At 36.4% G+C, this 22,736-nt stretch carries 19 protein-coding genes and 1 riboswitch; of the genes, 15 read left to right on the top strand and 4 right to left on the bottom strand.

Going from position 1 to position 22,736, the window contains the following annotated elements; all coding sequences use genetic code 11:
* Nucleotides 1-110: 110 nt before the first annotated feature.
* The 5 genes from EKG35_RS09895 (at nt 111) to EKG35_RS09875 (ending at nt 3,802) form a co-directional block, all read left to right on the top strand.
* Nucleotides 111-467 carry a toprim domain-containing protein gene (locus EKG35_RS09895; protein ID WP_126294289.1) on the top strand — a complete coding sequence of 119 codons (357 nt, stop codon included), beginning with the start codon at nt 111-113 and terminating at the stop codon, nt 465-467.
* An 81-nt stretch (nt 468-548) separates the two neighbouring features.
* On the top strand, nt 549-869 hold the full coding sequence (locus EKG35_RS09890) for a thioredoxin family protein (protein ID WP_126294309.1): 321 nt from the start codon (nt 549-551) through the stop codon (nt 867-869).
* Between the two features lie 44 nt (nt 870-913).
* Nucleotides 914-1,019: riboswitch (SAM riboswitch) on the top strand.
* Nucleotides 1,020-1,183: 164 nt separating this feature from the next.
* Nucleotides 1,184-2,209: a methionine ABC transporter ATP-binding protein gene (locus tag EKG35_RS09885; RefSeq protein ID WP_126294288.1), complete on the top strand. Its 1,026-nt coding sequence runs from the start codon at nt 1,184-1,186 to the stop codon at nt 2,207-2,209.
* Complete coding sequence (locus EKG35_RS09880; protein ID WP_126294287.1) at nt 2,202-2,870, top strand: methionine ABC transporter permease; 669 nt, start codon at nt 2,202-2,204, stop codon at nt 2,868-2,870. The genes EKG35_RS09885 and EKG35_RS09880 overlap by 8 nt, the downstream gene beginning before the upstream one ends.
* Nucleotides 2,871-2,941: 71 nt before the next feature.
* On the top strand, nt 2,942-3,802 hold the full coding sequence (locus tag EKG35_RS09875) for a MetQ/NlpA family ABC transporter substrate-binding protein (RefSeq protein WP_126294286.1): 861 nt from the start codon (nt 2,942-2,944) through the stop codon (nt 3,800-3,802).
* Nucleotides 3,803-3,852: 50 nt separating this feature from the next.
* Here EKG35_RS09875 and gltC read toward each other — a convergent pair whose 3' ends face one another.
* Complete coding sequence (gene gltC / locus EKG35_RS09870) at nt 3,853-4,755, bottom strand: glutamate biosynthesis transcriptional regulator GltC (protein WP_126294285.1); 903 nt, start codon at nt 4,753-4,755, stop codon at nt 3,853-3,855.
* A gap of 119 nt (nt 4,756-4,874) precedes the next feature.
* Between gltC and gltB the strand changes: the two genes are divergently transcribed.
* From gltB to sufB, 7 genes are all read left to right on the top strand, one after another.
* Nucleotides 4,875-9,395, top strand: a complete 4,521-nt coding sequence (gene gltB / locus EKG35_RS09865; RefSeq protein ID WP_126294284.1) for a glutamate synthase large subunit — start codon at nt 4,875-4,877, stop codon at nt 9,393-9,395.
* A gap of 15 nt (nt 9,396-9,410) precedes the next feature.
* Nucleotides 9,411-10,889 (top strand): glutamate synthase subunit beta, encoded by a 1,479-nt coding sequence (locus EKG35_RS09860; protein WP_126294283.1) that lies wholly within the window; start codon nt 9,411-9,413, stop codon nt 10,887-10,889.
* A gap of 542 nt (nt 10,890-11,431) precedes the next feature.
* The gene (gene sufC / locus EKG35_RS09855) at nt 11,432-12,211 is read left to right on the top strand and encodes a Fe-S cluster assembly ATPase SufC (RefSeq protein ID WP_126294282.1); all 780 of its coding nucleotides are present in this window, start codon (nt 11,432-11,434) and stop codon (nt 12,209-12,211) included.
* 18 nt (nt 12,212-12,229) lie between these two features.
* The gene (sufD, locus tag EKG35_RS09850; RefSeq protein WP_126294281.1) at nt 12,230-13,537 is read left to right on the top strand and encodes a Fe-S cluster assembly protein SufD; all 1,308 of its coding nucleotides are present in this window, start codon (nt 12,230-12,232) and stop codon (nt 13,535-13,537) included.
* Nucleotides 13,537-14,760 (top strand): cysteine desulfurase, encoded by a 1,224-nt coding sequence (locus EKG35_RS09845; protein WP_126294280.1) that lies wholly within the window; start codon nt 13,537-13,539, stop codon nt 14,758-14,760. Before sufD ends, EKG35_RS09845 begins: the two co-directional genes overlap by 1 nt.
* A complete protein-coding gene (sufU, locus tag EKG35_RS09840; protein ID WP_126294279.1) occupies nt 14,750-15,184 on the top strand; it encodes a Fe-S cluster assembly sulfur transfer protein SufU in 435 nt (144 codons plus the stop codon). Before EKG35_RS09845 ends, sufU begins: the two co-directional genes overlap by 11 nt.
* Before the next feature lie 24 nt (nt 15,185-15,208).
* Nucleotides 15,209-16,606, top strand: coding sequence for a Fe-S cluster assembly protein SufB (gene sufB / locus EKG35_RS09835; RefSeq protein ID WP_126294278.1), 1,398 nt, complete (start codon nt 15,209-15,211; stop codon nt 16,604-16,606).
* Nucleotides 16,607-16,643: 37 nt separating this feature from the next.
* On the opposite strand, the gene cysC is transcribed toward sufB, so the two are convergent.
* The 3 genes from cysC to EKG35_RS09820 form a co-directional block, all read right to left on the bottom strand.
* On the bottom strand, nt 16,644-17,240 hold the full coding sequence (gene cysC / locus EKG35_RS09830) for an adenylyl-sulfate kinase (RefSeq protein ID WP_126294277.1): 597 nt from the start codon (nt 17,238-17,240) through the stop codon (nt 16,644-16,646).
* Between the two features lie 17 nt (nt 17,241-17,257).
* Nucleotides 17,258-18,394 carry a sulfate adenylyltransferase gene (gene sat, locus EKG35_RS09825; protein ID WP_126294276.1) on the bottom strand — a complete coding sequence of 379 codons (1,137 nt, stop codon included), beginning with the start codon at nt 18,392-18,394 and terminating at the stop codon, nt 17,258-17,260.
* A gap of 215 nt (nt 18,395-18,609) precedes the next feature.
* The gene (locus EKG35_RS09820; RefSeq protein WP_126294275.1) at nt 18,610-19,311 is read right to left on the bottom strand and encodes a phosphoadenylyl-sulfate reductase; all 702 of its coding nucleotides are present in this window, start codon (nt 19,309-19,311) and stop codon (nt 18,610-18,612) included.
* A gap of 501 nt (nt 19,312-19,812) precedes the next feature.
* On the opposite strand from EKG35_RS09820, the gene EKG35_RS09815 reads away from it, so the two are divergent.
* From EKG35_RS09815 to cysW, 3 genes are all read left to right on the top strand, one after another.
* Nucleotides 19,813-20,853 (top strand): sulfate ABC transporter substrate-binding protein, encoded by a 1,041-nt coding sequence (locus EKG35_RS09815; RefSeq protein WP_126294274.1) that lies wholly within the window; start codon nt 19,813-19,815, stop codon nt 20,851-20,853.
* A gap of 148 nt (nt 20,854-21,001) precedes the next feature.
* Complete coding sequence (gene cysT / locus EKG35_RS09810) at nt 21,002-21,838, top strand: sulfate ABC transporter permease subunit CysT (protein ID WP_126294273.1); 837 nt, start codon at nt 21,002-21,004, stop codon at nt 21,836-21,838.
* A 16-nt stretch (nt 21,839-21,854) separates the two neighbouring features.
* Nucleotides 21,855-22,733 (top strand): sulfate ABC transporter permease subunit CysW, encoded by an 879-nt coding sequence (gene cysW / locus EKG35_RS09805; RefSeq protein WP_126294272.1) that lies wholly within the window; start codon nt 21,855-21,857, stop codon nt 22,731-22,733.
* The last annotated feature ends 3 nt before the right edge of the window (nt 22,734-22,736 follow it).

Below are 22,736 nucleotides of genomic sequence, written 5' to 3'. Positions count from 1 at the left end.
AAAAGCATAATCGGCTAGATCTATGATATTACGTTTTAGAGTAGCGCAGCTAAGGGTGTTTATGCTCTTCATTTTTAGCTTATATTACTTACAAACCGTGGGGTGAGCAAATGACTGTTGAAAAGTGTATAATTGTTGAGGGTCGATCGGATAAGTTGAACATTGCACCAATCTTTGCTGAAGACGTAAAAATCATTTGTACAAATGGTACTATAAGTGAAGATGCATTGCTAGATTTGCTTGAACCTTTTGAAGAATGTAAACTTTATACTTTATTTGATGCAGATAATTCGGGAGAGAAGTTGAGAAAGCTAACGAAAAGAATTTATTCAGAGGCTATCCATCTTTGTATTCCTAGAACATATATTGAGGTTGCCAATGCACCGAAGAAAGTGTTGGCTCATCTGTTAAGTGAAGCTAAATTTTCTGTTCATAAACAATATTTATCCTCATCCAGTGAGGCGTAAAACCTTAATCTTGCATAGAAGCCTGAGGAGAGTTATAAATTCTAGTACTTGATTAAATTAATGATAGTAGGACTGATAACAATGGAAGAGTGGACAAAACAACATTGGGAGCAAACGATAAAGCAAAATAATTTAGCAGCGTTCTATTTATATACGCCAATGTGTGGTACTTGTGCCGTAGCATCTAAGATGATGGAAGTAATCGAAAAGTTATTGCCTGAAGTTCCAATTGGAAAAGCTAATATCAATTTTATAGAAGAACTTGCATTTGACTATCAAATCGAAAGTGTTCCATGCTTACTCATTAGTAATAATGGAGAAATTGTTGAAAAAGTGTATGCTTTCCAATCCGTACCATACCTATATGAAAAGTTGAAAAAAATGTTGACTATATCAAACTAACATGATAAAGTTACATTCGTAATATTTAAAATTTAATATCGTAACTCTTATAAAGAGCGGTGGAGGGAAGTGCCCTATGAAACCCGGCAACCATCACAATATGTGAAAAGGTGCCAAGTCACGCGAAGTGGATACTTTGAAAGATAAGAGAACGGTTAGCGTATAAACATAACAATGTACGATGCCCCTTCTACTTATCTGTGTAGAAGGGGTTTTATTTTAAATTAAGTATATATGCTAGAAAAGTATAGAGAATATTATAATGCTTTGTCGCGGTACAAATACGTAACAGCGTATCTTAAAGGAGTACAAATATGATCGAATTAAAGGATATAACAAAAGTATATAAAACGAAGAATGGCGAGCTGACTGCTGTTCAAGATGTCAATTTGACGATTAATAAAGGTGAAATTTTTGGAATTATCGGTTACAGCGGTGCCGGAAAAAGTACATTAATTCGATTGTTAAATGGTCTTGAAAAGCCAACAAGTGGAACAGTTAATGTAAATGGTCAACAAATTTCATCTATATCAGGGAGTAAATTGCGCCTTGCTCGCCAAAAGATAAGTATGATTTTCCAACATTTTAATTTGTTATGGTCTCGTACAGTTGCAGAGAATATTGCATTTCCATTAGAAATTGCAGGTGTAGCGAAAAGCGAACGAGCAAAGAAAGTAAAAGAGCTGATTGATTTAGTTGGATTATCTGGCAGAGAAAACGCATATCCATCACAATTATCAGGTGGACAAAAGCAGCGTGTCGGCATTGCTAGAGCTCTTGCAAACAATCCAGAAGTATTACTTTGTGACGAAGCGACGAGTGCATTAGATCCAGAAACAACGGATTCAATACTAGAGCTTTTACTTGATATTAATAAGCGTTTAGGCCTTTCAATTGTTCTTATTACACATGAAATGCATGTAATTCAAAAAATTTGCCATCGTGTTGCAGTGATGGAAGCTGGACGAATTGTGGAAACAGGCGAGGTACTCCGAGTATTCCAAAATCCGCAAGCTGAAATAACAAAAAATTTCGTAATGCAGGTTTCGGGAACAAAAGAGACTAAAGTATCAATCGAACAGGTTTTAGCAAACTATCCAACAGGGAAAATTGTAAAATTAACGTTTATTGGCAACAAAACAGAACAGCCAATTATTTCACAGCTAATTAAGCAATTTGATGTAGAAGTAAATATTGTTCACGGGAATATTTCGCAAACAGCAAATGGACCATATGGAACATTAATTGTTCAAATTGATGGAGAAAACTCAAATGTTGTACAAGCATTAAATCTCCTTAAATCAAATGAAATTCAAACGGAGGTGATTGAACATGCTTAGTACATTATTTCCAAATGTAAGTTGGGAGGATATGTGGCAAGCTACATATGACACCCTTTATATGACGATCATCTCAACTGGTGCAACATTTGTTCTTGGATTAGCTATTGGGATTCTATTATTTTTAACTAGCCCACATCAAGTTTGGGCAAATAAAGTGGCAAACTTTATAACTGGATCGCTGGTAAATATTTTCCGCTCTATTCCATTTATCGTATTAATTATTTTATTAATTCCATTTACAAAGTTTTTACTTGGGACAATCCGTGGGGTTAATGCAGCATTACCTGCACTTATTGTCGGTGCTGCCCCATTTTATGCCAGAATGGTATTAATCGCGTTGAGAGAAATTGACAAAGGTGTAATAGAAGCAGCTCGTTCAATGGGGGCAAAAACTTCGACTATTATTTGGAAAGTGCTCATCCCTGAAGCATTACCTGCACTTTTATCAGGGATTACAGTAACAGCTGTTACATTGGTAGGTTATACAGCAATGGCTGGTATTATTGGTGCTGGCGGATTAGGAAACTTAGCATTTATCGATGGATTCCAGCGCAGCCGTGAAGATGTAACGCTTATGGCAACAATATTTATTTTAATAGTTGTATTTGTCATTCAATTTATTGGAGACTTTGTAACGACAAAAACTGATAAGCGGTAAACAAACAATTTTGGTGCATACGGTATAGATCCGTTCACATAGAACATTAAAAGAGAGAAGGGAAACAAAAGATGAAGAAATTTTTATCATTTCTAGTTTTATCAGTAATTGTTTTAGCTTTAGCTGCATGTGGTACTAAAGAAGATACTTCTTCTACAGATGGAGCTGCTGAAGATGATGCTGCAAAAGAATCAGAAACTGTTACTTTAACTGTAGGTGCTTCTCATACACCTCATGCTATAATTTTGGAACAAGCAAAACCACTTTTAGCTGAACAAGGTATTGAATTAGAAATTGAAGAATACCAAGATTATATTTTGCCGAACCAAGATTTAGCAAATGGAGATATTGACGCAAACTATTTCCAACATATTCCGTTTTTAGAGCAAAAAAATGCTGAAGAAGGCTATGATTTAGTAAATGCTGGCGGAATTCATATTGAACCAATGGGAATTTATTCTAAAAAGTATGCATCTTTAGATGAACTTCCAGAAGGGGCAACAATTCTTATTTCTAGCTCAGTCCCTGACCATGGGCGTATTTTATCTTTACTAGAAGCAAATGGTTTAATTAAATTAAAAGAAGGTATTGATAAAACTGCAGCAACTCTTGATGATATTGTTGAGAACCCTAAAAACTTAAAAATTGAGGCAACTGATGCACCTGAAATGATGGTTACTTACTATGAAAATGAAGAAGGCGATGCGGTAGTTATTAACTCAAACTTCGCTATCGACGCTGGCATCAACCCAATTGAAGATTCAATTGCGATTGAAGATTCAGAGTCTCCATATGTAAACGTAATCGCAGTTCGTTCTGAAGATAAAGATAATGATGCAATTAAAAAATTAGTTGAAGTATTACGCTCTGAAGAAATTCAAAACTTCATTCTTGAAGAATGGGGCGGCGCAGTAGTACCTGTAAGTGAATAAAATAAAAGAAAAGCTCATTCGCTCTCGAAGCAAATGGGCTTTTCTTTTATTTATAAAAATCGATTAAGTCGTGAGAAGAAAGTATTTACAAATTTCAAAAATACTTGTTCTGACGGTGCAAGCTCACGATTTGTCGGGTAAATTATTCCGACAGTTCGCATAATATTTGGGCTTTCAATAGGCATTTTGACAGTAAATCGTGGTGTTGAATCATATAGTGAGCTTTCAGGAAGTAGTGTAATTCCTATACCTGCTGCAACCAATCCTTTTAAGGCATCCATATCCTCACCTTCAGATGTTACAGTTGGAACAAATCCAGCAGATTTACATGCATCAACAACGACTTCATTTAAAATATAGCCTTCAGGAAATAAAACGAAATTTTCTTTGCGTAAATCAATTAAATTTAATTTTTCCTTCTTTACCAAAGAATGATTAGCGGGAAGGAGGGCGTGAATGTTCTCGCTAAAAAGAATCATTGTATTAATGCTTTCGTCTTTGGCAGGAACAGGTCCTAAAAAAGCTAAGTTTAATTCACGGTTTTTTACAGCATCAATCAAATAACGATATGATCCTTGACGCAAATGGAATAAAACATCAGGATATTCTTTTTTAAAGGCAGAAATTACAGTTGGCAATACATAACTGGCTAAACTTGTTGGAAATCCGATTTTAATGGTACCTTTTGCTGGATCTAAATATTCTTCTACCTGTTTAACCGCAAAATCAATTGCCTTCAAGGCAGTAACACTATGTTCCAAAAAGATTTTACCTATTGGTGTAAGTTTTACATTTCTGCCTACTCGTTCAAAAAGCACTGTACCAAGCTCATCCTCTAAGTTCGCAATTTGTCGGCTGATGGCTGATTGGGCGACATGTAAATGTTCGGCAGCTTCAGAAATATGTTCACGCTCCGCAACCTCAACAAAGTACCGCAATTGGCGTAATTCCAACGTTTTCACCTCATTTATCTAAAAAGTAGATTAATTCAATCCAAACTATATATTGTTTATATTATTCTAAAAACTTTACAATGTAAATAAGGTATTTACGAAGATTTGGGGGGAATTACATGACTTTTCATCAACTACCGAACGCACAAGGCCTTTATTCTCCAAGTTTTGAGCATGATGCTTGTGGGATAGGTTTTTATGCAAATATTAAGGGACGCGCATCACATGAAATCGTAAAAAGTGGATTAGAAATGTTATGTCGTTTAGACCACCGTGCAGGGCGCGGCGGTGATGGCAAAACAGGTGATGGTGCCGGATTAATGGTACAAATTCCTGATGCATTTTTTAAAATGAATTGTCCAGAACTGAACTTGCCGGCTAAGGGTGAGTATGGTGTTGGTCAATTGTTTTTTACAGAGGATATTAGAGAGAGAGAATCCATTGAACAAAAAATCAACGAATTGATTGAACAAGAAGGGCAAACGTTAATCGGTTGGAGAACAGCTCCTACAAATAAGGGGAATTTAAGTGATATTGCTAAATCAACTGCCCCGGTTGTTCGTCAAGTTTTTATAAAAGCCAAAAATGTAAAAGATACTTTGGCCTTTGAACGAAAATTGTATTTAATCCGCAAGCAAGCAGAATTTTGGGCGAAAGAAAACGGCAAGAAATTTTATTGCCCAAGCATGTCAAGTCAAACAATGGTATTTAAAGGATTGTTAACTCCAGAAGAAGTAAGTGAGTTTTATATGGATTTACAAGACGAAAGCTTTATTTCTGCATTTTCAATCGTTCACTCACGCTACTCTACAAATACATTCCCAAGCTGGGAACGTGCACATCCAAACCGCTATATTGTACACAATGGAGAAATCAATACATTGCGTGGAAATATTAACTGGATGACTGCTCGAGAGCAACAATTTATTTCAGAAAGCTTTGGAGACGATTTACAAAAGCTATTGCCAATTATTGATAATACAGGCTCTGACTCCTCAATGTTAGATAATGCATTTGAATTTTTCGTATTAGCAGGCCGTACTCCAGCACATACTGCAATGATGTTAATCCCTGAGCCATGGACTGAAAACCCACATATTTCTGAAGAGAAAAAAGCATTTTATGCATATCATTCTACATTAATGGAACCATGGGATGGTCCAACAGCAATCTGTTTTACAGACGGCAAGCAAATCGGTTCGATTTTAGATCGCAACGGTTTACGACCAGCTCGCTACTATGTAACGAAGGATGATATGATTGTCTTTTCATCAGAGGTAGGTGTAGTTGATATTGATGAAAAGTACGTATTATATAAAGAACGTTTAAGTCCAGGCCGCATGCTGTTAATCGATTTAGAACAAGGAAAGATTATTTCTGATGAAGAGCTAAAAAGTGAAATGGCAAATGCACAAGACTACAAAGGATGGCTTGAAGATAATTTAGTTACAGTTGATTCAAAGGAAGAATTGCCAAAAGAAGTGGATCAATTAACATTACGCCAAAAGTCATTTGGCTATACATTTGAAGATATTCATAAATATATTGTTCCAATAGCGAGCAGTGGAAAAGATCCAATTGGTTCGATGGGGAATGATTCACCATTAGCTGTATTATCTGATCGACCACAGTCTTTGTTTAACTACTTTAAACAATTGTTTGCACAAGTAACAAATCCACCAATCGATTCGATTCGTGAACATATTGTTACTTCAACAATGACACTTTTAGGAGCTGAAGGGAACTTATTGCATCCAAATGCGGACAATGCTAGACGCATCTTCTTAGAGACTCCTATTCTAACAAATGGCGAATTAGAAGAATTAGTAGGTTTAGATAATAAATATTTCCAAAATTCAATCATTACATTACAGTTTGAAAATTCATTAGAAAACGAATTAGAACGAATTTTTAAAGAGGCTGATTCAGCGATTGAAGAAGGAATTTCCTTATTAGTATTATCTGATGAACTGGATGATGTAAACACGCCAACAGTTCCAGTTTTACTTGCTGTAAGTGCCCTGCATCAGTACTTAGTTCGTACAGGTAAACGTACACAAGTAAGTATTTTGGCAAATAGCGGTGAAGCAAGAGAGGTTCATCACTTTGCTGCATTGATTGGTTTTGGTGCAGATGCAATTAATCCGTATTTAGCATATGCCTCAATTAAACAATCTATCGAATCAGAGCATTTAACAATTAGCTATGATGATGCGGTTAAGAAATATCGCAAAGGTATAGCAGATGGTGTAGTAAAAGTAATGTCAAAGATGGGTATTTCAACAGTTCAATCTTATCGTGGTGCTCAAATATTTGAGGCTGTTGGTATCAGCAAGGAAGTAATTGATAAATATTTCACAGGTACTGCATCGCAAATTGATGGGATTGGTCTTGAAACAATTGGCGAAGAAGCAAAGCGCCGTCATAAGTTAGCACTTGAATCGAAAAGTGATTTACTTGATTCTGGAAGTGATTTCCAATGGCGTGCAAGTGGTGAACACCATGCCTTTAATCCAAAAACAATCCATACATTACAAACTGCTACAAGAAGAAATGATTTTGGTTTATATAGAATGTATGCAGAAATGGCAAATGAAGAGCGTATCGGATTTTTACGTAATTTATTTGAATTTAAAAAGTCGAATAAATCAATTCCTTTGGATGAAGTAGAATCAGTCGATTCAATTGTAAAACGTTTTAAAACAGGTGCTATGTCTTTTGGTTCAATTTCAAAAGAAGCGCATGAAACATTAGCAATTGCAATGAACCGTTTAGGTGGCCGTTCTAACTCTGGTGAAGGTGGAGAAGATGCTGGTCGTTTCACGGTTGATGAAAATGGCGATAATCGCAATAGTGCTATTAAACAAATTGCATCAGGACGCTTCGGTGTGAAATCGCATTATTTAGTAAATGCAAAAGAATTGCAAATCAAAATGGCGCAAGGAGCAAAGCCTGGTGAAGGTGGACAATTACCTGGTAATAAAGTATATCCATGGGTTGCAGAAGTTCGTGGTTCAACTCCAGGTGTAGGTTTAATCTCACCTCCTCCACACCATGATATTTATTCAATTGAAGATTTGGCAGAACTAATTTACGATTTGAAAAATGCAAACCGTGATGCACGAATTTCAGTAAAACTTGTTGCAAAAGCTGGTGTTGGTACGATAGCAGCAGGTGTAGCAAAAGGTGGAGCAGATGTTATCGTTATTTCTGGTTACGACGGAGGGACAGGTGCATCACCAAAAACTTCAATTAAACATACAGGGTTGCCTTGGGAACTTGGTTTAGCTGAGGCTCATCAAACATTAATGTTAAATGGCCTTCGTGAACGCGTAACATTAGAAACTGACGGTAAGTTAATGACTGGTAAAGATGTTGTAATGGCAGCATTACTTGGAGCAGAGGAATTCGGTTTTGCAACAGCGCCGCTAATCGTTCTTGGATGTATTATGATGCGTGCTTGTCACCTAGATACATGTCCGGTTGGTGTTGCAACACAAAATCCGGAGTTGCGTGCGAAATTCATGGGGACAGCTGACCATGTTGTCAATTACATGCGCTTTGTTGCTGAAGAAATGCGTGAATATATGGCAGCTTTAGGCTTCCGTACTATTGAAGAGATGGTTGGCCGCACAGATGTATTACAAGTAAGTGACCGTGCTAAATCACATTGGAAGGCGAGCCAATTAGATTTATCTGCATTGCTATACCAAGTACAAGGAACTCGTACAAAACAAACAAATCAAGATCTTCGTATTGATGAAACATTCGATATTCGTGAGCTTCTGCCAAAAGTAGAAAACAGTATTAAAGAGAAAGAACCAATTGAATTACAATACGAAATTAAAAATACTGACCGCGTTGTAGGTACAATTATCGGAAGTGAAATTTCGAAAAAGTACGGAGAAAAAGGTCTAAATGACGAAACAATTAAGTTGAAATTTACTGGTCATGCTGGTCAAAGTTTCGGTGCATTTGTTCCACGTGGTATGACGTTATCTTGTGTAGGAGACGTCAATGACTACTTTGGTAAAGGATTATCAGGTGGTAAATTAGTGGCGATTGCTCCAATTAAAGGTGAACAAGAGAGAAACGTTATTGCTGGTAACGTATGTTTATACGGTGCAACTAGCGGTACAGCTTATATTAACGGTCGAGCAGGAGAACGTTTTGCAGTTCGCAACAGTGGTGCAAACGTTGTTGTCGAAGGGATTGGAGACCATGGCTGTGAATATATGACTGGCGGACGTGTCGTTATTTTAGGGGATGTAGGGAAAAACTTTGCAGCAGGTATGTCTGGTGGTGTTGCATATGTATTACCATCAAATGAAGCTGACTTCAAAGAAAAATGCAATATGGAAATGATTCAGTTCGAACGTTTAGAAGATAAAACAGAAATTGAAGCTGTACGCTCTATGATCATTAAGCATTTAGAACATACGGAAAGTACAATTGCGTTAGACATCCTTGCAAAATGGGAGCAATTTGTACCGAAGTTTGTGAAAGTTGTACCAACTGATTATAAAGCGATGCTTGAAAAGATTAATTATCATAAGTTCCAAGGATTAACAGAGTCGCAATCAGCAATGCAAGCATTTGTTGAAACAACTGGCGCTAAAGAATTAGCCATTTCCAAATAAGAGGAGGTTCTAGGCATGGGGAAACCAACAGGATTTATGGAATTTAAAAGGGAAAAGACGAAAGAACAGCCTCCACTAGAGCGTATTTCGAATTGGAATGAATATGCTGCAAGGCTGTCAGATGAATCATTGCAAACGCAAGGTGCTCGTTGCATGGATTGCGGCACACCTTTCTGTCATATGGGTATTGAAATACGTGGTGCAGCTGCGGGCTGTCCAATCCAAAACGTAATTCCTGAATGGAATGATTTAGTTTATAAAGGGCAATGGAAGGAAGCGTTAGACCGTCTTCACATGACGAATAACTTTCCAGAGTTTACAGGGCGCGTTTGTCCAGCGCCTTGTGAAAGCTCTTGTACACTAGCGATAACAGATCCAGCTGTTGCGATTAAGTCGATTGAACGTTCCATTATTGATAAAGGTTTTGAAAATAATTGGATTGTTCCACGTATTCCACAAAATCGTACAGGCAAAAAAATTGCAGTTGTTGGCTCTGGGCCTGCAGGATTGGCTGCAGCAGACCAATTAAACCAGCTCGGTCATAGCGTAACAGTTTATGAAAGAGCAGATCGTCCAGGCGGTTTATTAATGTATGGTATCCCAAATATGAAGCTTGAAAAGGATGTAATTGAGCGCCGAGTGAATTTGCTTCGCCAAGAGGGAGTCGATTTTGTATTGAATACTGAAATCGGCAAAGATATAACAGCAGATGATCTAAAAGCACAATTTGATGCAGTTATTTTATGTATTGGTGCTCAAAAGCAGCGTGTTCTTCACTTAGAGGGCAGTGAATCAAAAGGTGTTCATTTAGCAATGGATTACCTAACTGGTGTTACACAAAGTTTGCTTGATTCTAATTTTAAAGATGGTAAAGCGATCGATGTAAAAGGCAAAGATGTTATTGTAATTGGTGGTGGAGATACTGGTGCGGACTGTGTCGCAACAGCAATTCGCCAAAATTGTCGCTCTGTATACCAATTTGGGAAGCATCCTCAAGCTGAAAAAACTAGAACTGAAGATACTCCGTGGCCTCAAGAGCCTAATCTTTATAAATTAGATTATGCATATGAAGAAGTGGCAGCAGTAAAAGGACGCGATCCACGTGAATATTGCATCCAAACGAAAAAAATTGTATCGGATGAAAATGGTAATGTAAAAGAACTCCATACAATTCAAATGGAGAAAATATTAGGCGATGATGGATTCCATTACTTTAAAGAGCTTCCGGGTACTGAAAAAGTTTGGCCTGCACAATATGTATTTGTTGCAATTGGATTTGAAGGTGTTGAAAAACCACTACCAGAGCAATTTGGTGTTAATTTAGTTAGTAACAGAATTCAAGCTTCTATAAAAGATTATGAAACAAATGTTCCAGGCGTATTTGCTGCTGGTGATGCAAGACGCGGTCAAAGTTTAGTCGTTTGGGCTATAAAAGAAGGCCGCGCAGTAGCTGCAAGTGTTCACGAATACTTAACAACTACTGTAAATGCATAACAAGAGAAGTATAGCGCTGATTAAAAAGTTCTATTTCGAAATAGTTTTTAAAATAGTTTTAAGAATCTGCTCATTTTAATTGTAGAAATGAGCAGGTTTTTTTTTATAATTTTTTGATTGTACTCAGATGGAGGAGAGTTCTTCTGACTCTTAGCTTATGAATTTAAATTTTTAACGGGAATCTACATATTAAAAACACAATTTTACTGCTATAATTTTAAAGTTAAAATGTATAGGATGATATTGGTTAGCGGAAAACTAAACAAGTCTGTAGTTTAAACGTTCATGAAAAGTGATTGGTGAAATGAATTCTCAATTAGAAATGTATTATTGAAAATGATTGATCACCCTTTTAATCAACATTGTTTTCCTTATAAACATTAAAAATGTATAACACGCCTATATTTTAATGGTTTTAGCTGAAATGTAATGTTTGTGGAATAAATCTTTTGCATGGTTCGCTGTTTTCGGTTAAGATTAGAATGATAATAAATTAAAAATGGTTCTACCATTCAATGCACAACTTACGGAGGTAATTATTAATGTCAACTTTAGTTATTAAAGATCTTCATGTTTCAATTGAAGATAAGGAGATTTTAAAAGGTGTAAACCTAACAATTAATACTAATGAAATCCATGCAATTATGGGTCCTAATGGTACTGGTAAATCAACATTAGCTTCTGCTATCATGGGTCATCCTAAATATGAAGTTACTCAAGGTACTATTGAAATAGATGGCGAAAACGTGCTTGAAATGGAAGTTGATGAGCGTGCAAAAGCTGGTTTATTCCTAGCAATGCAATATCCATCAGAAATTTCAGGGGTTACAAACGCTGATTTCATCCGTTCAGCAATTAACGCACGCCGCGAAGAAGGCGATGAAATTTCATTAATGAAATTTATCCGTGAACTAGATAAAACAATGGACTTCCTTGAAATGGACCAAGATATGGCTCAACGTTACCTAAACGAAGGCTTCTCTGGTGGGGAAAAGAAACGCAACGAAATTCTTCAATTAATGATGATCAAACCAACATTCGCAATCTTAGATGAAATTGACTCAGGTCTTGATATCGACGCATTAAAAGTCGTTGCAAAAGGAATTAACGAAATGCGCGGTGAAGGATTTGGCTGTCTTGCAATCACTCACTACCAACGCTTACTTAACTACATCACACCAGACCAAGTACACGTTATGATGCAAGGCCGTGTTGTAAAATCTGGTGGACCAGAATTAGCTCAACGTCTTGAAGCTGAAGGTTATGATTGGATTAAAAAAGAACTAGGTATTGAAGACGAAACAGTTGAACAAGAAGCATAATTTAGGAGGACGAATGAGATGACGGTTGAAACAAAATTGGCCTTATCAGCAAGTGAAGTACGCTCGTTCTCGCAAAGCAATAATGAACCATCATGGTTTGCAGATTTGCGTGCGGCTGCAATTGAAAAAGCTGCTGAACTACCAATGCCAAAGCCAGATAAAACAAATATTACAAAATGGAACTTTACAGAGTTCCTTCAACATACAGTAGAAAGCAAACCATTTAATTCATTAGATGAACTTTCTGACGAAGTAAAAGATATTATTGACATTGAAGGACAAGAAAACCTTTATATTCAACGCAATAATACACCGGCTTTCATTAAAGTTTCTGATGAATTAAAAGCACAAGGTGTAATTTTTACAGATATTTTAACAGCAGTTCGTGAACATGGCGATTTAGTTCAAAAGTATTTTATGACTGAAGCTGTAAAAGTTGATGAGCATAAATTAACTGCTTACCATACAGCATTAGTAAACGGTGGCGTATTCGTTTATGTACCGAAAAATGTTGTAGTTGAACAACCTTTACAAGTAGTATTTTTAAACGATAACGCTGATGCTTCATTATTTAATCATGTTCTTGTCGTTGCAGATAACAACTCGGCTGTTACTTACGTTGAAACTTATGTATCAACTGTTGAACAAGCTAAGGGACAAGCAAACTTAATTGAAGAAGTTATCGCTTTAGATAATGCACAAGTTACATTTGGAGCAGTAGACGTACTTGCAAAAGGATTTACAACTTATGTAAACCGTCGCGGGCATATAAAACGTGATGCGAAAATTGATTGGGCATTAGGTTTAATGAACGATTCTGATACAATTTCTGAAAGTATTACTCATTTAGTGGGAGACGGTTCAACAGCTAATACTAGAACTGTTGTAGTAGGAAGAGGAGAGCAAAAGCAAAACTTTACTACTGAAATCCGCCATTGGGGTAAAAACTCAGAAGGCTTCATCTTAAAACATGGTGTTATGAAAGATGCAGCTCAAACAATTTTTAATGGTATTGGTAAAATTGAACACGGTGCAACAAAGTCAAACGCAGAGCAAGAGTCTCGTGTATTGATGCTATCTGAAAATGCACGTGGAGATGCAAACCCAATTCTTTTAATTGATGAAGATGATGTAATGGCTGGACACGCGGCATCTGTTGGGCGTGTTGATCCTATTCAGCTTTACTACTTAATGAGCCGTGGTATCTCAAAACAAGAGGCGGAACGTCTAGTTATTCACGGATTCTTAGCTCCTGTTGTTACTAACATTCCTATAGAAAGTGTTAAGAAGCAATTGACGAAAGTCATTGAAGGGAAAGTTCGCTAATGAATGAAATCCGAAAATATTTTCCTGTACTTAATCAAGAAGTAAACGGGCATCCACTCGTTTACCTTGATAGTGCAGCAACATCTCAAAAGCCAGTTCAAGTATTAGAAGCTGTAAAAAACTATTATGAGTTGGATAATTCAAACGTACATCGTGGTGTACATACATTAGGAAATCGAGCAACCGATTCATATGAAGGTGCGCGAGAAAAAATCCGCAAATTCATTAATGCTAAATCGACTAAAGAAATTATCTATACTCGTGGTACGACAACTTCTTTAAACACTGTTGCAGCGGCATATGGCAGAATGAATGTAAGTGAGGGGGATGAAATTGTCATCTCTTACATGGAGCATCATTCTAATTTAATTCCTTGGCAACAACTTGCAAAAGAAAAAGGTGCTGTGCTAAAGTATCTTGATTTAGAACAAGACGGCACAATTACGATTGACACTGTACGTAAAACTATTACAGATAAAACAAAAATCGTTGCCATTACAATGGCTTCAAACGTACTTGGTACAATCAATCCAATAAAAGAAATTGCAGAGATTGCTCATCAAGCTGGTGCAATTATCGTGGTAGATGCTGCACAAGCTGCACCACATATGAAAATAGATGTGCAAGATCTTGATTGTGATTTTTTAGGTTTCTCTGGTCATAAAATGTGTGGTCCAACAGGTATCGGTGTACTTTATGGTAAAGAAGCACATTTAGAAAACATGGAACCAATTGAATTTGGTGGAGAAATGATTGATTTTGTAGAATTGTATGATTCTACATGGAAAGAATTGCCTTGGAAGTTTGAAGGTGGAACACCAAACATTGCAGGTGCGATTGGATTAGGAGCTGCAATTGATTTCCTAACTGAAATTGGATTAGATAAAATCGAAGAACATGAGCATGCTCTAGTAGAATATGCGATTAGTGAAATGGATAAAATCGATGGTTTAACAATTTATGGACCTCGTGATCCAAAAAAACGCTGCGGTCTTATTACTTTCAATTTAGACGGTGTACATCCACATGATTTAGCAACTGTATTAGATATGAACGGTATTGCAATCCGTGCAGGTCATCATTGTGCACAGCCTTTAATGAAATGGCTCCAAGTTTCTGCAACAGCACGAGCAAGTTTCTATATGTATAATTCAAAAGAAGACATAGACGCTCTTGTTAAAGGATTACGCCAAGCGAAGGAGTATTTTAACGATGTCTATTAATAATCTAGATCAACTATATCGCTCTGTTATTATGGATCACTATAAAAAACCACGAAATAAAGGATCCCTAGAAGAAAATAGTGTTACAATTGATATGAACAACCCTACTTGTGGTGACCGTATCCATTTAACATTAAAAATTAACGACGGTATAGTTGAAGATGCTAAATTTGATGGAGAAGGATGTTCAATTTCGATGTCTTCTGCATCAATGATGACAGAGGTCATTAAAGGGAAAAAAATTGAAGAAGCTCTTGAACTAGCAAATATTTTTTCTAAAATGATGTTAGGTGAAGACTATAGCGATAAATATGATTTAGGTGACGTTGAAGCATTGCAAGGTGTTTCAAAATTTCCAGCCCGAATTAAATGTGCGACACTCGCATGGAAAGCGATGGAAAAGGGCGTTAATGGATCAAATTAATTAATTTGAACGGAGGAGAATAAAATGGCGAAACAAATGCCTGATATCGGCGATTACAAATACGGCTTCCATGATAAGGACGTATCAATTTTCCGTTCAAAACGTGGATTAACCGAAGAAATCGTTCGTGAAATTTCAAATATGAAAAATGAACCTGAGTGGATGCTAGACTATCGCTTAAAAGCGTTGGAAATCTTCTACTCAAAACCAATGCCACAATGGGGTGGCGACCTTTCTGCATTAAACTTCGATGAAATTACTTACTATGTAAAACCATCTGAAGCTACTCAAAGATCTTGGGATGAAGTACCTGAGGAAATCAAAGCAACATTTGATAAATTAGGTATTCCTGAAGCTGAACAAAAGTATTTAGCAGGTGTATCTGCTCAGTACGAATCTGAAGTAGTTTATCACAACATGAAAAAAGACCTTGAAGATTTAGGTATTGTCTTCAAAGATACAGATTCAGCTTTACGTGAAAATGAAGATATTTTTAAACAATATTGGGGTACAGTAATCCCTGCATCAGACAACAAATTTGCTGCACTTAACTCAGCAGTTTGGTCTGGTGGATCATTCATCTACGTGCCACCTGGTGTTAAACTTGATACACCGTTACAAGCATACTTCCGTATTAACTCAGAAAATATGGGTCAATTCGAACGTACTTTAATCATTGTAGATGAAGGTTCAAGTGTACACTATGTAGAAGGATGTACAGCTCCTGTTTATACAACAAATTCTCTTCACTCTGCAGTAGTTGAGATTATTGTTAAGAAAGATGCTTATTGCCGTTATACAACAATTCAAAACTGGGCAAACAACGTATATAACCTAGTTACAAAACGTACTGTTGTTGAAGAAAACGGAACAATGGAATGGATCGATGGTAACATTGGTTCTAAATTAACAATGAAATACCCAGCATGTATCCTTAAAGGTGAAGGTGCACGTGGTATGACGCTTTCAATTGCAATTGCAGGTAAAGGTCAACACCAAGATGCTGGTGCAAAAATGATTCACTTAGCACCAAATACATCTTCAACAATCGTATCAAAATCCATCTCTAAACAAGGTGGTAAAGTAACATATCGTGGTATTGTTCGCTTCGGTAAAAAAGCTACTGGAGCACGTTCAAACATCGAATGTGATACTTTAATTTTAGACAACGAATCAACATCAGATACAATTCCATACAACGAAATTTTAAACGATAACGTATCTTTAGAACACGAAGCGAAAGTTTCAAAAGTATCTGAAGAACAATTATTCTACTTAATGTCTCGTGGTATTTCAGAAGCAGAAGCAACTGAAATGATCGTAATGGGCTTCATCGAACCATTCACAAAAGAATTGCCAATGGAATATGCAGTAGAAATGAACCGCCTTATCAAGTTTGAAATGGAAGGTTCTATCGGGTAATAGAAAAAAATCGAGTGCAATTACGCACTCGATTTTTTTATTTAATATATTCCTTTTCAATTAAAAACTTAATAATTTGCTCCGTACACTCTTCAATAGAAAATTTCTCGCTATCCACAACAATTTCAGGGTTGTCTGGGGCCTCATAAGGTGCACTAATGCCTGTAAAGTTTTTAATTTCTTCATTGCGTGCTTTTTTATAAAGCCCTTTTGGATCTCTTCGCTCACATTCTTCAATCGAGCATTTTACATATACTTCAACAAACTCATCATCTGCTACGAGTGCTCTTACTACATGACGGTCATCTTTGTAAGGTGAGATGAAAGCAGTTAAGACGATTTGGCCGCCCTCAATGAAAAGCTTTGAAACTTCACCAATTCTTCGTATATTTTCTTTACGTGACTCTTCATCGAACCCTAAGTTTTTATTTAAACCATGACGGATATTATCACCGTCTAAGACAAAAGTTTGATTGCCGCGCTCAAATAATGCTCTAGCAACTGCATTGGCAATTGAAGATTTTCCTGAAGCCGATAATCCAGTGAACCATAGTATAAAGCTATGATGTTTATTTTTTTCTCTTCTTTCAGATTTGTTAATAGATGCTTCATGCCAAACGATATTTGTACTCAATACGGACACCTCTTTTATTAATGAACTGTTTGTCGTAATCCACGAATTAAAACTTCGACTACTTCTTTACGGCTAAATGTGCTAGGAGGGATTTCTCCGTTTCGCAGCAATTCACGAACCTTTGTACCTGAAAGAATAACTCGAGACGATGCATCATGCGGGCATGTTTTAGTTGTTGCCATTCCTTCGCAATCATTGCAATAGAAGCTATGCTCAAATTTTAGCGGTGTAATACCGATTTCTTCAGGAGCAAATTGCTCAAATATCTTTTGTGCATCATATGTCCCATAATAATCACCTACACCAGCATGATCACGGCCGACAATAAAATGTGTACAGCCATAATTTTTTCGTACCAGTGCATGGAAGATGGCTTCTCTTGGTCCTGCATAACGCATTGCAGCAAGGAAAACACCTAATTGAACACGTTCTTTTGGATAATATTTATTAAGTAAAACTTCATAGCTCTCCATACGAATATTCGCAGGGATATCATCGGACTTCGTTTCGCCGACTAATGGATTTAAGAAAAGTCCATCGACAATTTCTAAAGCGATCTTTTGAATATATTCATGGGCACGATGTACAGGGTTTCTAGTTTGGAACCCAACAACAGTACGCCAGCCTTTTTCTTCAAATAATGCTCTCGTTTCTTTTGGTTCAAAGCTGTAAGAAGGGAATTCCTTTTTCGCCTTTTTCAATAAAGTTGTTTTTCCACCTACATAAGTTTTTGGTCGTTCAAAAAGTTTTTTTACTCCAGGGTGGTTTAGATCATTTGTTCCATAAACTAATAAAGCTTCAACATTTTTATCTGGTGTATAAATATCATTAATTTCGATTAGGCCATAAATTTCACCATCAAATGTTAATTTTGCCTTTTCTCCAACTTTTAAATTTGAAGCTATGTCGTCAGCTACTGGTAGAGTAATAGGAATACTCCAAACAATCCCTGATGAAAGACGCATTTTTTCAACAACGTTTTCATAGTCCGATTTTGTTAAAAAACCTTCTAGTGGGCTATATGCACCAATGCCAATTAATTCAAGATCACTAAGTGCAATCGCATCAAGTTGAATTTCCTTTTCAATGTTTTGAACAGGTTCATTTGGATTGTATGAATAAACTAGTTTGCCTCCATGTGGTTGAATACTCATTGTTTTAGTTCCTCCTATTATTTGATGTTTTGTAAGTGTCGGATATTTGAAAACCGTCTAGCTCAGACACTAGATTCTCCATAGTTTGAAACTCGCCTGCAAGGAGTTAGTCGATTTTCCGATGTGCAAGGTTTTGCATGTGACGACAACGCAATTAAGATGCTGTGTTTTTGTTGGCTAGTTGATTTCAGAGTGTGCTAGCACCTTCCACTTTTCTAATCGTGTAATCCACATTCAGTTTTATTTAGTCCTTGCCATCTTCCAGAACGTAAATCATCCATTGTAAAGGCTGGCTTCGTACAGTGTGAACAGCCAATGCTTGGGTAACCTTGGTCGTGAAGTGGATTGTATGTTAAATTATGTTTGCTAACATAACGCCAAACATCTTTCCACGTCCAATGGATTAGTGGACAGATTTTAACAGATTGAAATTTATTATCCTGGTTAATAAAATTTGTATTTTTTCTTGTTTCTGACTGGTCTCGGCGCAAGCCTGAAATCCATGCTTTAGCACCAGTTAATGTCTCTTTAAGCGGCACTAATTTTCTAATTTCACAGCATTTATTCGGATTTGCCTTCCATAATTCATCTCCAAATTGTTTAGCTTGCTCTTCCAATGTTAAGGCAGGCTTTTTAATTTCGATGTTTAACTTTGGATAGTTTGCTTTTACTCTTTCAATAGTTTCATAAGTTTCTTTAAAGTGGACATCTGTATCCAAAAAGACGATTTTAGCGTCTGGCTTTACTTTTGAAATTAAGTCGATGAGTACAATTCCCTCAATTCCAAAGCTGCACGCATAGACAATATCTTCGCCATAATGTTTGTAAGCCCAATTTAAAACATTAAGGGCACCTTTATATGTGTCGTCTACTTCAAAATCAATGAAAGAATTCTCCCATGTATGATAAGTAAGCAATTAAATTCCTCCTTTTAAAATGAAAGAGGCGTTTTAATGCAACGTAATCCGTGTTGCATTAAAACGCCTCCAGTTGTCTAGACAGCAGTTTAAACAATAATATGATTTTTAATTAAAAAGAGTTTAAGAACTGACATTTATTGCCTTATTCTTAATCGTATTATAAAGTATACTATATTTATAGTATTAGTCAATTATAAAATGGTTTACTTTTATAAAGAATTGGAATTTTAAAAAAATAAATTTATTCACCTAATTCCTTGTTGACTTATCGGATAAATTTGTTTAATGTAATTTTAAGGCAAAAGCTAATTAATTTATCTTGATACTAATTAGCAACAACTAAATAGTTACTGATCAGACAAACTGAAGGTTGCATGCATTTCCTTTTTCAATAAGGAGAAGTTGCAGCCTTTTTTATTTTAATCGGCAGGGAGTAGGTAGTAAAACCTGCTGATTGAAATAAGCCTCTTAATTAAATCAAAAAGGAGAGTAGAAAAGATGAAAAAATCTAAAAAGCTATTAATTCTATTTCTGAATGCAGTTTTGTTAATCGTATTATCGGCTTGTGGCGCGGAAAAAGAAGAGGGAACTTCTGCAGAAGCATCAAAGGAAACTGTAGAACTACTAAATGTTTCATATGATCCAACGCGAGAACTATATGCAGAATTTAACGAAGCATTCGCTGCCCATTGGAAACAAGAAACAGGGCAAGAAGTTACGTTTCAACAATCACACGGAGGTTCTGGAAAACAAGGTCGCGCGGTAATTGATGGCTTGGAAGCTGATGTTGTTACTCTAGCACTAGCTTATGATATTGATGAAATTGCATTAGCTCGCCAGCTGCTAAATGAAGATTGGCAAACTGAATTTGAATCAAATTCTTCACCATATACATCGACAATCGTATTTTTAGTTCGAAAAGGAAATCCGAAAGGTATAAAAGACTGGGATGACTTAACGAAGGAAGATATATCAGTCATTACACCTAATCCAAAAACAAGTGGCGGAGCCCGCTGGAACTACTTAGCGGCTTGGGGCTTTGCTGATAAAAAATTTAATGGTGATGAAACTAAAATTAAACAGTTTATGAAGGAACTATTTGCAAATGTTGAAGTTTTAGATTCCGGTGCTCGTGGTGCTACTACGACATTTGTAGAACGTGAAATCGGTGATGTATTAATTGCTTGGGAAAACGAAGCTTATCTTTCCTTAAATGAATTAGAGAAGGATGAATTTGAAATTGTCACACCGTCTTTAAGTATTTTAGCTGAACCACCAGTAGCAGTTGTTGACAAAATTGTTGATAAAAAAGGAACACGTGAAGTTGCGGAAGCATACTTAAATTACCTATATACAGAAGAAGGTCAAGAAATTGCGGCTAAAAATTACTATCGTCCACGAAATGAAACAGTTTTAGATAAATATAAGGATCAATTCGAAACGCTAGATCTGATTACGATAGATGATTTTGGTGGTTGGCAGGAAGCACAAAAAACACATTTTGCTGATGGAGGTACATTTGACGAAATTTATCAGTAGCAAAAATAAATTTATTTTGAGGATGCTTTAGAGTTTTAAAAGAATGATATAAAAAAATTGTGTTGATTGAAGTATAGATTGACACAAGGGAGGCGTCTCATAGTTGGGAGACACCTCCTTTCATGCTTATTTAATTTAGGGGGTACATATGGAGTTAACATTAAAGAAACGAAAAAAGAACTCAATCATTCCTGGATTTCCCTTAACCCTTGGGTATACGATGCTTTATTTAAGCATCATTGTATTATTGCCTTTATCAATGGTATTTTTCAACACTGTGTCGATGAGCTGGAGTGAGTTTTACGAAACAGTTTCACATCCACGGGCTGTTGCATCTTATAAGCTAAGTTTAGGTACTGCTGCTGCGGCGGGTGTTATTAATGTTATTTTCGGGACAATAATCGCATGGGTATTGGTGCGTTATCAATTTCCTGGGAAGAGAATTGTAGACGGTCTTGTTGATTTGCCTTTTGCATTACCAACAGCTGTTGCTGGTATTGCACTGACAACTCTTTATGCACCAAATGGCTGGATTGGACAATTTTTTGACTTTAAAATTTCGTTTACACCACTAGGAATTATTATTGCCCTCACATTCATTGGTTTACCTTTTGTAGTGAGAACAGTGCAGCCGGTTTTGCAAAATCTTAGCAGCGAAGTAGAAGAAGCGTCGGCAAGCCTTGGAGCTTCAAGATTTCAGACGTTTACGAAGGTTATTTTCCCAGAGCTTTTACCGGCAATAATTACTGGATTTTCTTTAGCCTTTGCAAGGGCATTAGGTGAATATGGTTCAGTCGTATTTATAGCAGGAAATATGCCAATGAAAACTGAAATTACTCCATTTATTATTATGACAAAGTTAGAACAATACGATTATGTGGGAGCAACCGCAATTGCTACAGTGATGCTCGTAACTTCGTTTGTGCTGCTTTTTATTATTAATCTAATTCAATGGGTTACGAATAAAAAATTTAATCAGCAATAAGGAGAGGCGCAAATTCATGACAAAACCAATAGAGTTGAAGAATGAAGCATCAATAACGAATAGTCATACATCATCAAAGTCCTATGCCTTACAGGAATCTGCTTTTATAAAATGGACTCTTATAACAATTTCATTATTATTTTTAACACTCTTTTTAATTTTGCCATTGATTTCAATTTTTGTAACAGCTCTTGAAAAAGGCTGGGACACATATGTTGCATCGATTACTCATCCTGATGCGCTTGCTGCCATTAAGCTTACATTAACTGTAGTGTTAATCGTAGTTCCATTAAATGCGATTTTCGGTATTGCGGCTGCTTGGCTTATTACAAAATTTTCGTTTAAGGGAAAGAACTTTTTAATAACATTAATAGATTTACCATTCGCAGTTTCTCCAGTAATCGCCGGATTAGTGTTCATTTTGTTATTTGGAGCACAAGGATTGTTTGGTGATTGGCTATTTGAGCATGATATAAAAATTGTCTTTGCTTTACCTGGTATTATCCTTTCGACAATATTTGTAACCTTTCCATTTATAGCGCGAGAGCTCATTCCACTCATGCAAATGCAAGGTATTACGGAAGAAGAGGCTTCCATTTCTCTTGGGGCAAGTGGATTAAAAACATTTTTCCTTGTAACATTGCCAAATATTAAGTGGGGATTATTATATGGTTTGATTTTATGCAACGCTCGGGCAATAGGGGAATTTGGGGCTGTATCTGTAGTATCAGGGCATATTCGCGGCCTAACTAATACGATGCCATTGCATATTGAAATTTTATATAACGAGTATCAATTTACTGCTGCATTTTCAGTAGCTTCATTAATGTCCATTTTAGCAATTATCACGATTATTGTTAAAAATATTATTGAATGGAAAGCAAAAGACGTGTAGGGG

Origin of the sequence: Lysinibacillus telephonicus (assembly GCF_003966145.1) — a bacterium.
In the GTDB taxonomy this organism is placed as follows: Bacteria; Bacillota; Bacilli; order Bacillales_A; family Planococcaceae; genus Ureibacillus; species Ureibacillus telephonicus.
The sequence above is the reverse complement of the archived record's forward strand: the minus strand, read 5'-3'. Positions and strand labels throughout refer to the sequence as shown.

What these genes read in the sequence shown, in the direction of transcription:
- sufC (WP_126294282.1), top strand. Translation starts at nt 11,432, where the DNA reads ATGTCAACTTTAGTTATTAAAGATCTTCATGTTTCAATTGAAGATAAG.
- cysW (WP_126294272.1), top strand. Translation starts at nt 21,855, where the DNA reads ATGACAAAACCAATAGAGTTGAAGAATGAAGCATCAATAACGAATAGT.
- sufD (WP_126294281.1), top strand. Translation starts at nt 12,230, where the DNA reads ATGACGGTTGAAACAAAATTGGCCTTATCAGCAAGTGAAGTACGCTCG.
- EKG35_RS09860 (WP_126294283.1), top strand. Translation starts at nt 9,411, where the DNA reads ATGGGGAAACCAACAGGATTTATGGAATTTAAAAGGGAAAAGACGAAA.
- EKG35_RS09890 (WP_126294309.1), top strand. Translation starts at nt 549, where the DNA reads ATGGAAGAGTGGACAAAACAACATTGGGAGCAAACGATAAAGCAAAAT.
- EKG35_RS09875 (WP_126294286.1), top strand. Translation starts at nt 2,942, where the DNA reads ATGAAGAAATTTTTATCATTTCTAGTTTTATCAGTAATTGTTTTAGCT.
- sat (WP_126294276.1), bottom strand. Translation starts at nt 18,394, where the DNA reads ATGAGTATTCAACCACATGGAGGCAAACTAGTTTATTCATACAATCCA.
- sufU (WP_126294279.1), top strand. Translation starts at nt 14,750, where the DNA reads ATGTCTATTAATAATCTAGATCAACTATATCGCTCTGTTATTATGGAT.
- EKG35_RS09895 (WP_126294289.1), top strand. Translation starts at nt 111, where the DNA reads ATGACTGTTGAAAAGTGTATAATTGTTGAGGGTCGATCGGATAAGTTG.
- EKG35_RS09815 (WP_126294274.1), top strand. Translation starts at nt 19,813, where the DNA reads ATGAAAAAATCTAAAAAGCTATTAATTCTATTTCTGAATGCAGTTTTG.
- gltB (WP_126294284.1), top strand. Translation starts at nt 4,875, where the DNA reads ATGACTTTTCATCAACTACCGAACGCACAAGGCCTTTATTCTCCAAGT.
- EKG35_RS09885 (WP_126294288.1), top strand. Translation starts at nt 1,184, where the DNA reads ATGATCGAATTAAAGGATATAACAAAAGTATATAAAACGAAGAATGGC.
- sufB (WP_126294278.1), top strand. Translation starts at nt 15,209, where the DNA reads ATGGCGAAACAAATGCCTGATATCGGCGATTACAAATACGGCTTCCAT.
- EKG35_RS09880 (WP_126294287.1), top strand. Translation starts at nt 2,202, where the DNA reads ATGCTTAGTACATTATTTCCAAATGTAAGTTGGGAGGATATGTGGCAA.
- cysT (WP_126294273.1), top strand. Translation starts at nt 21,002, where the DNA reads ATGGAGTTAACATTAAAGAAACGAAAAAAGAACTCAATCATTCCTGGA.
- EKG35_RS09845 (WP_126294280.1), top strand. Translation starts at nt 13,537, where the DNA reads ATGAATGAAATCCGAAAATATTTTCCTGTACTTAATCAAGAAGTAAAC.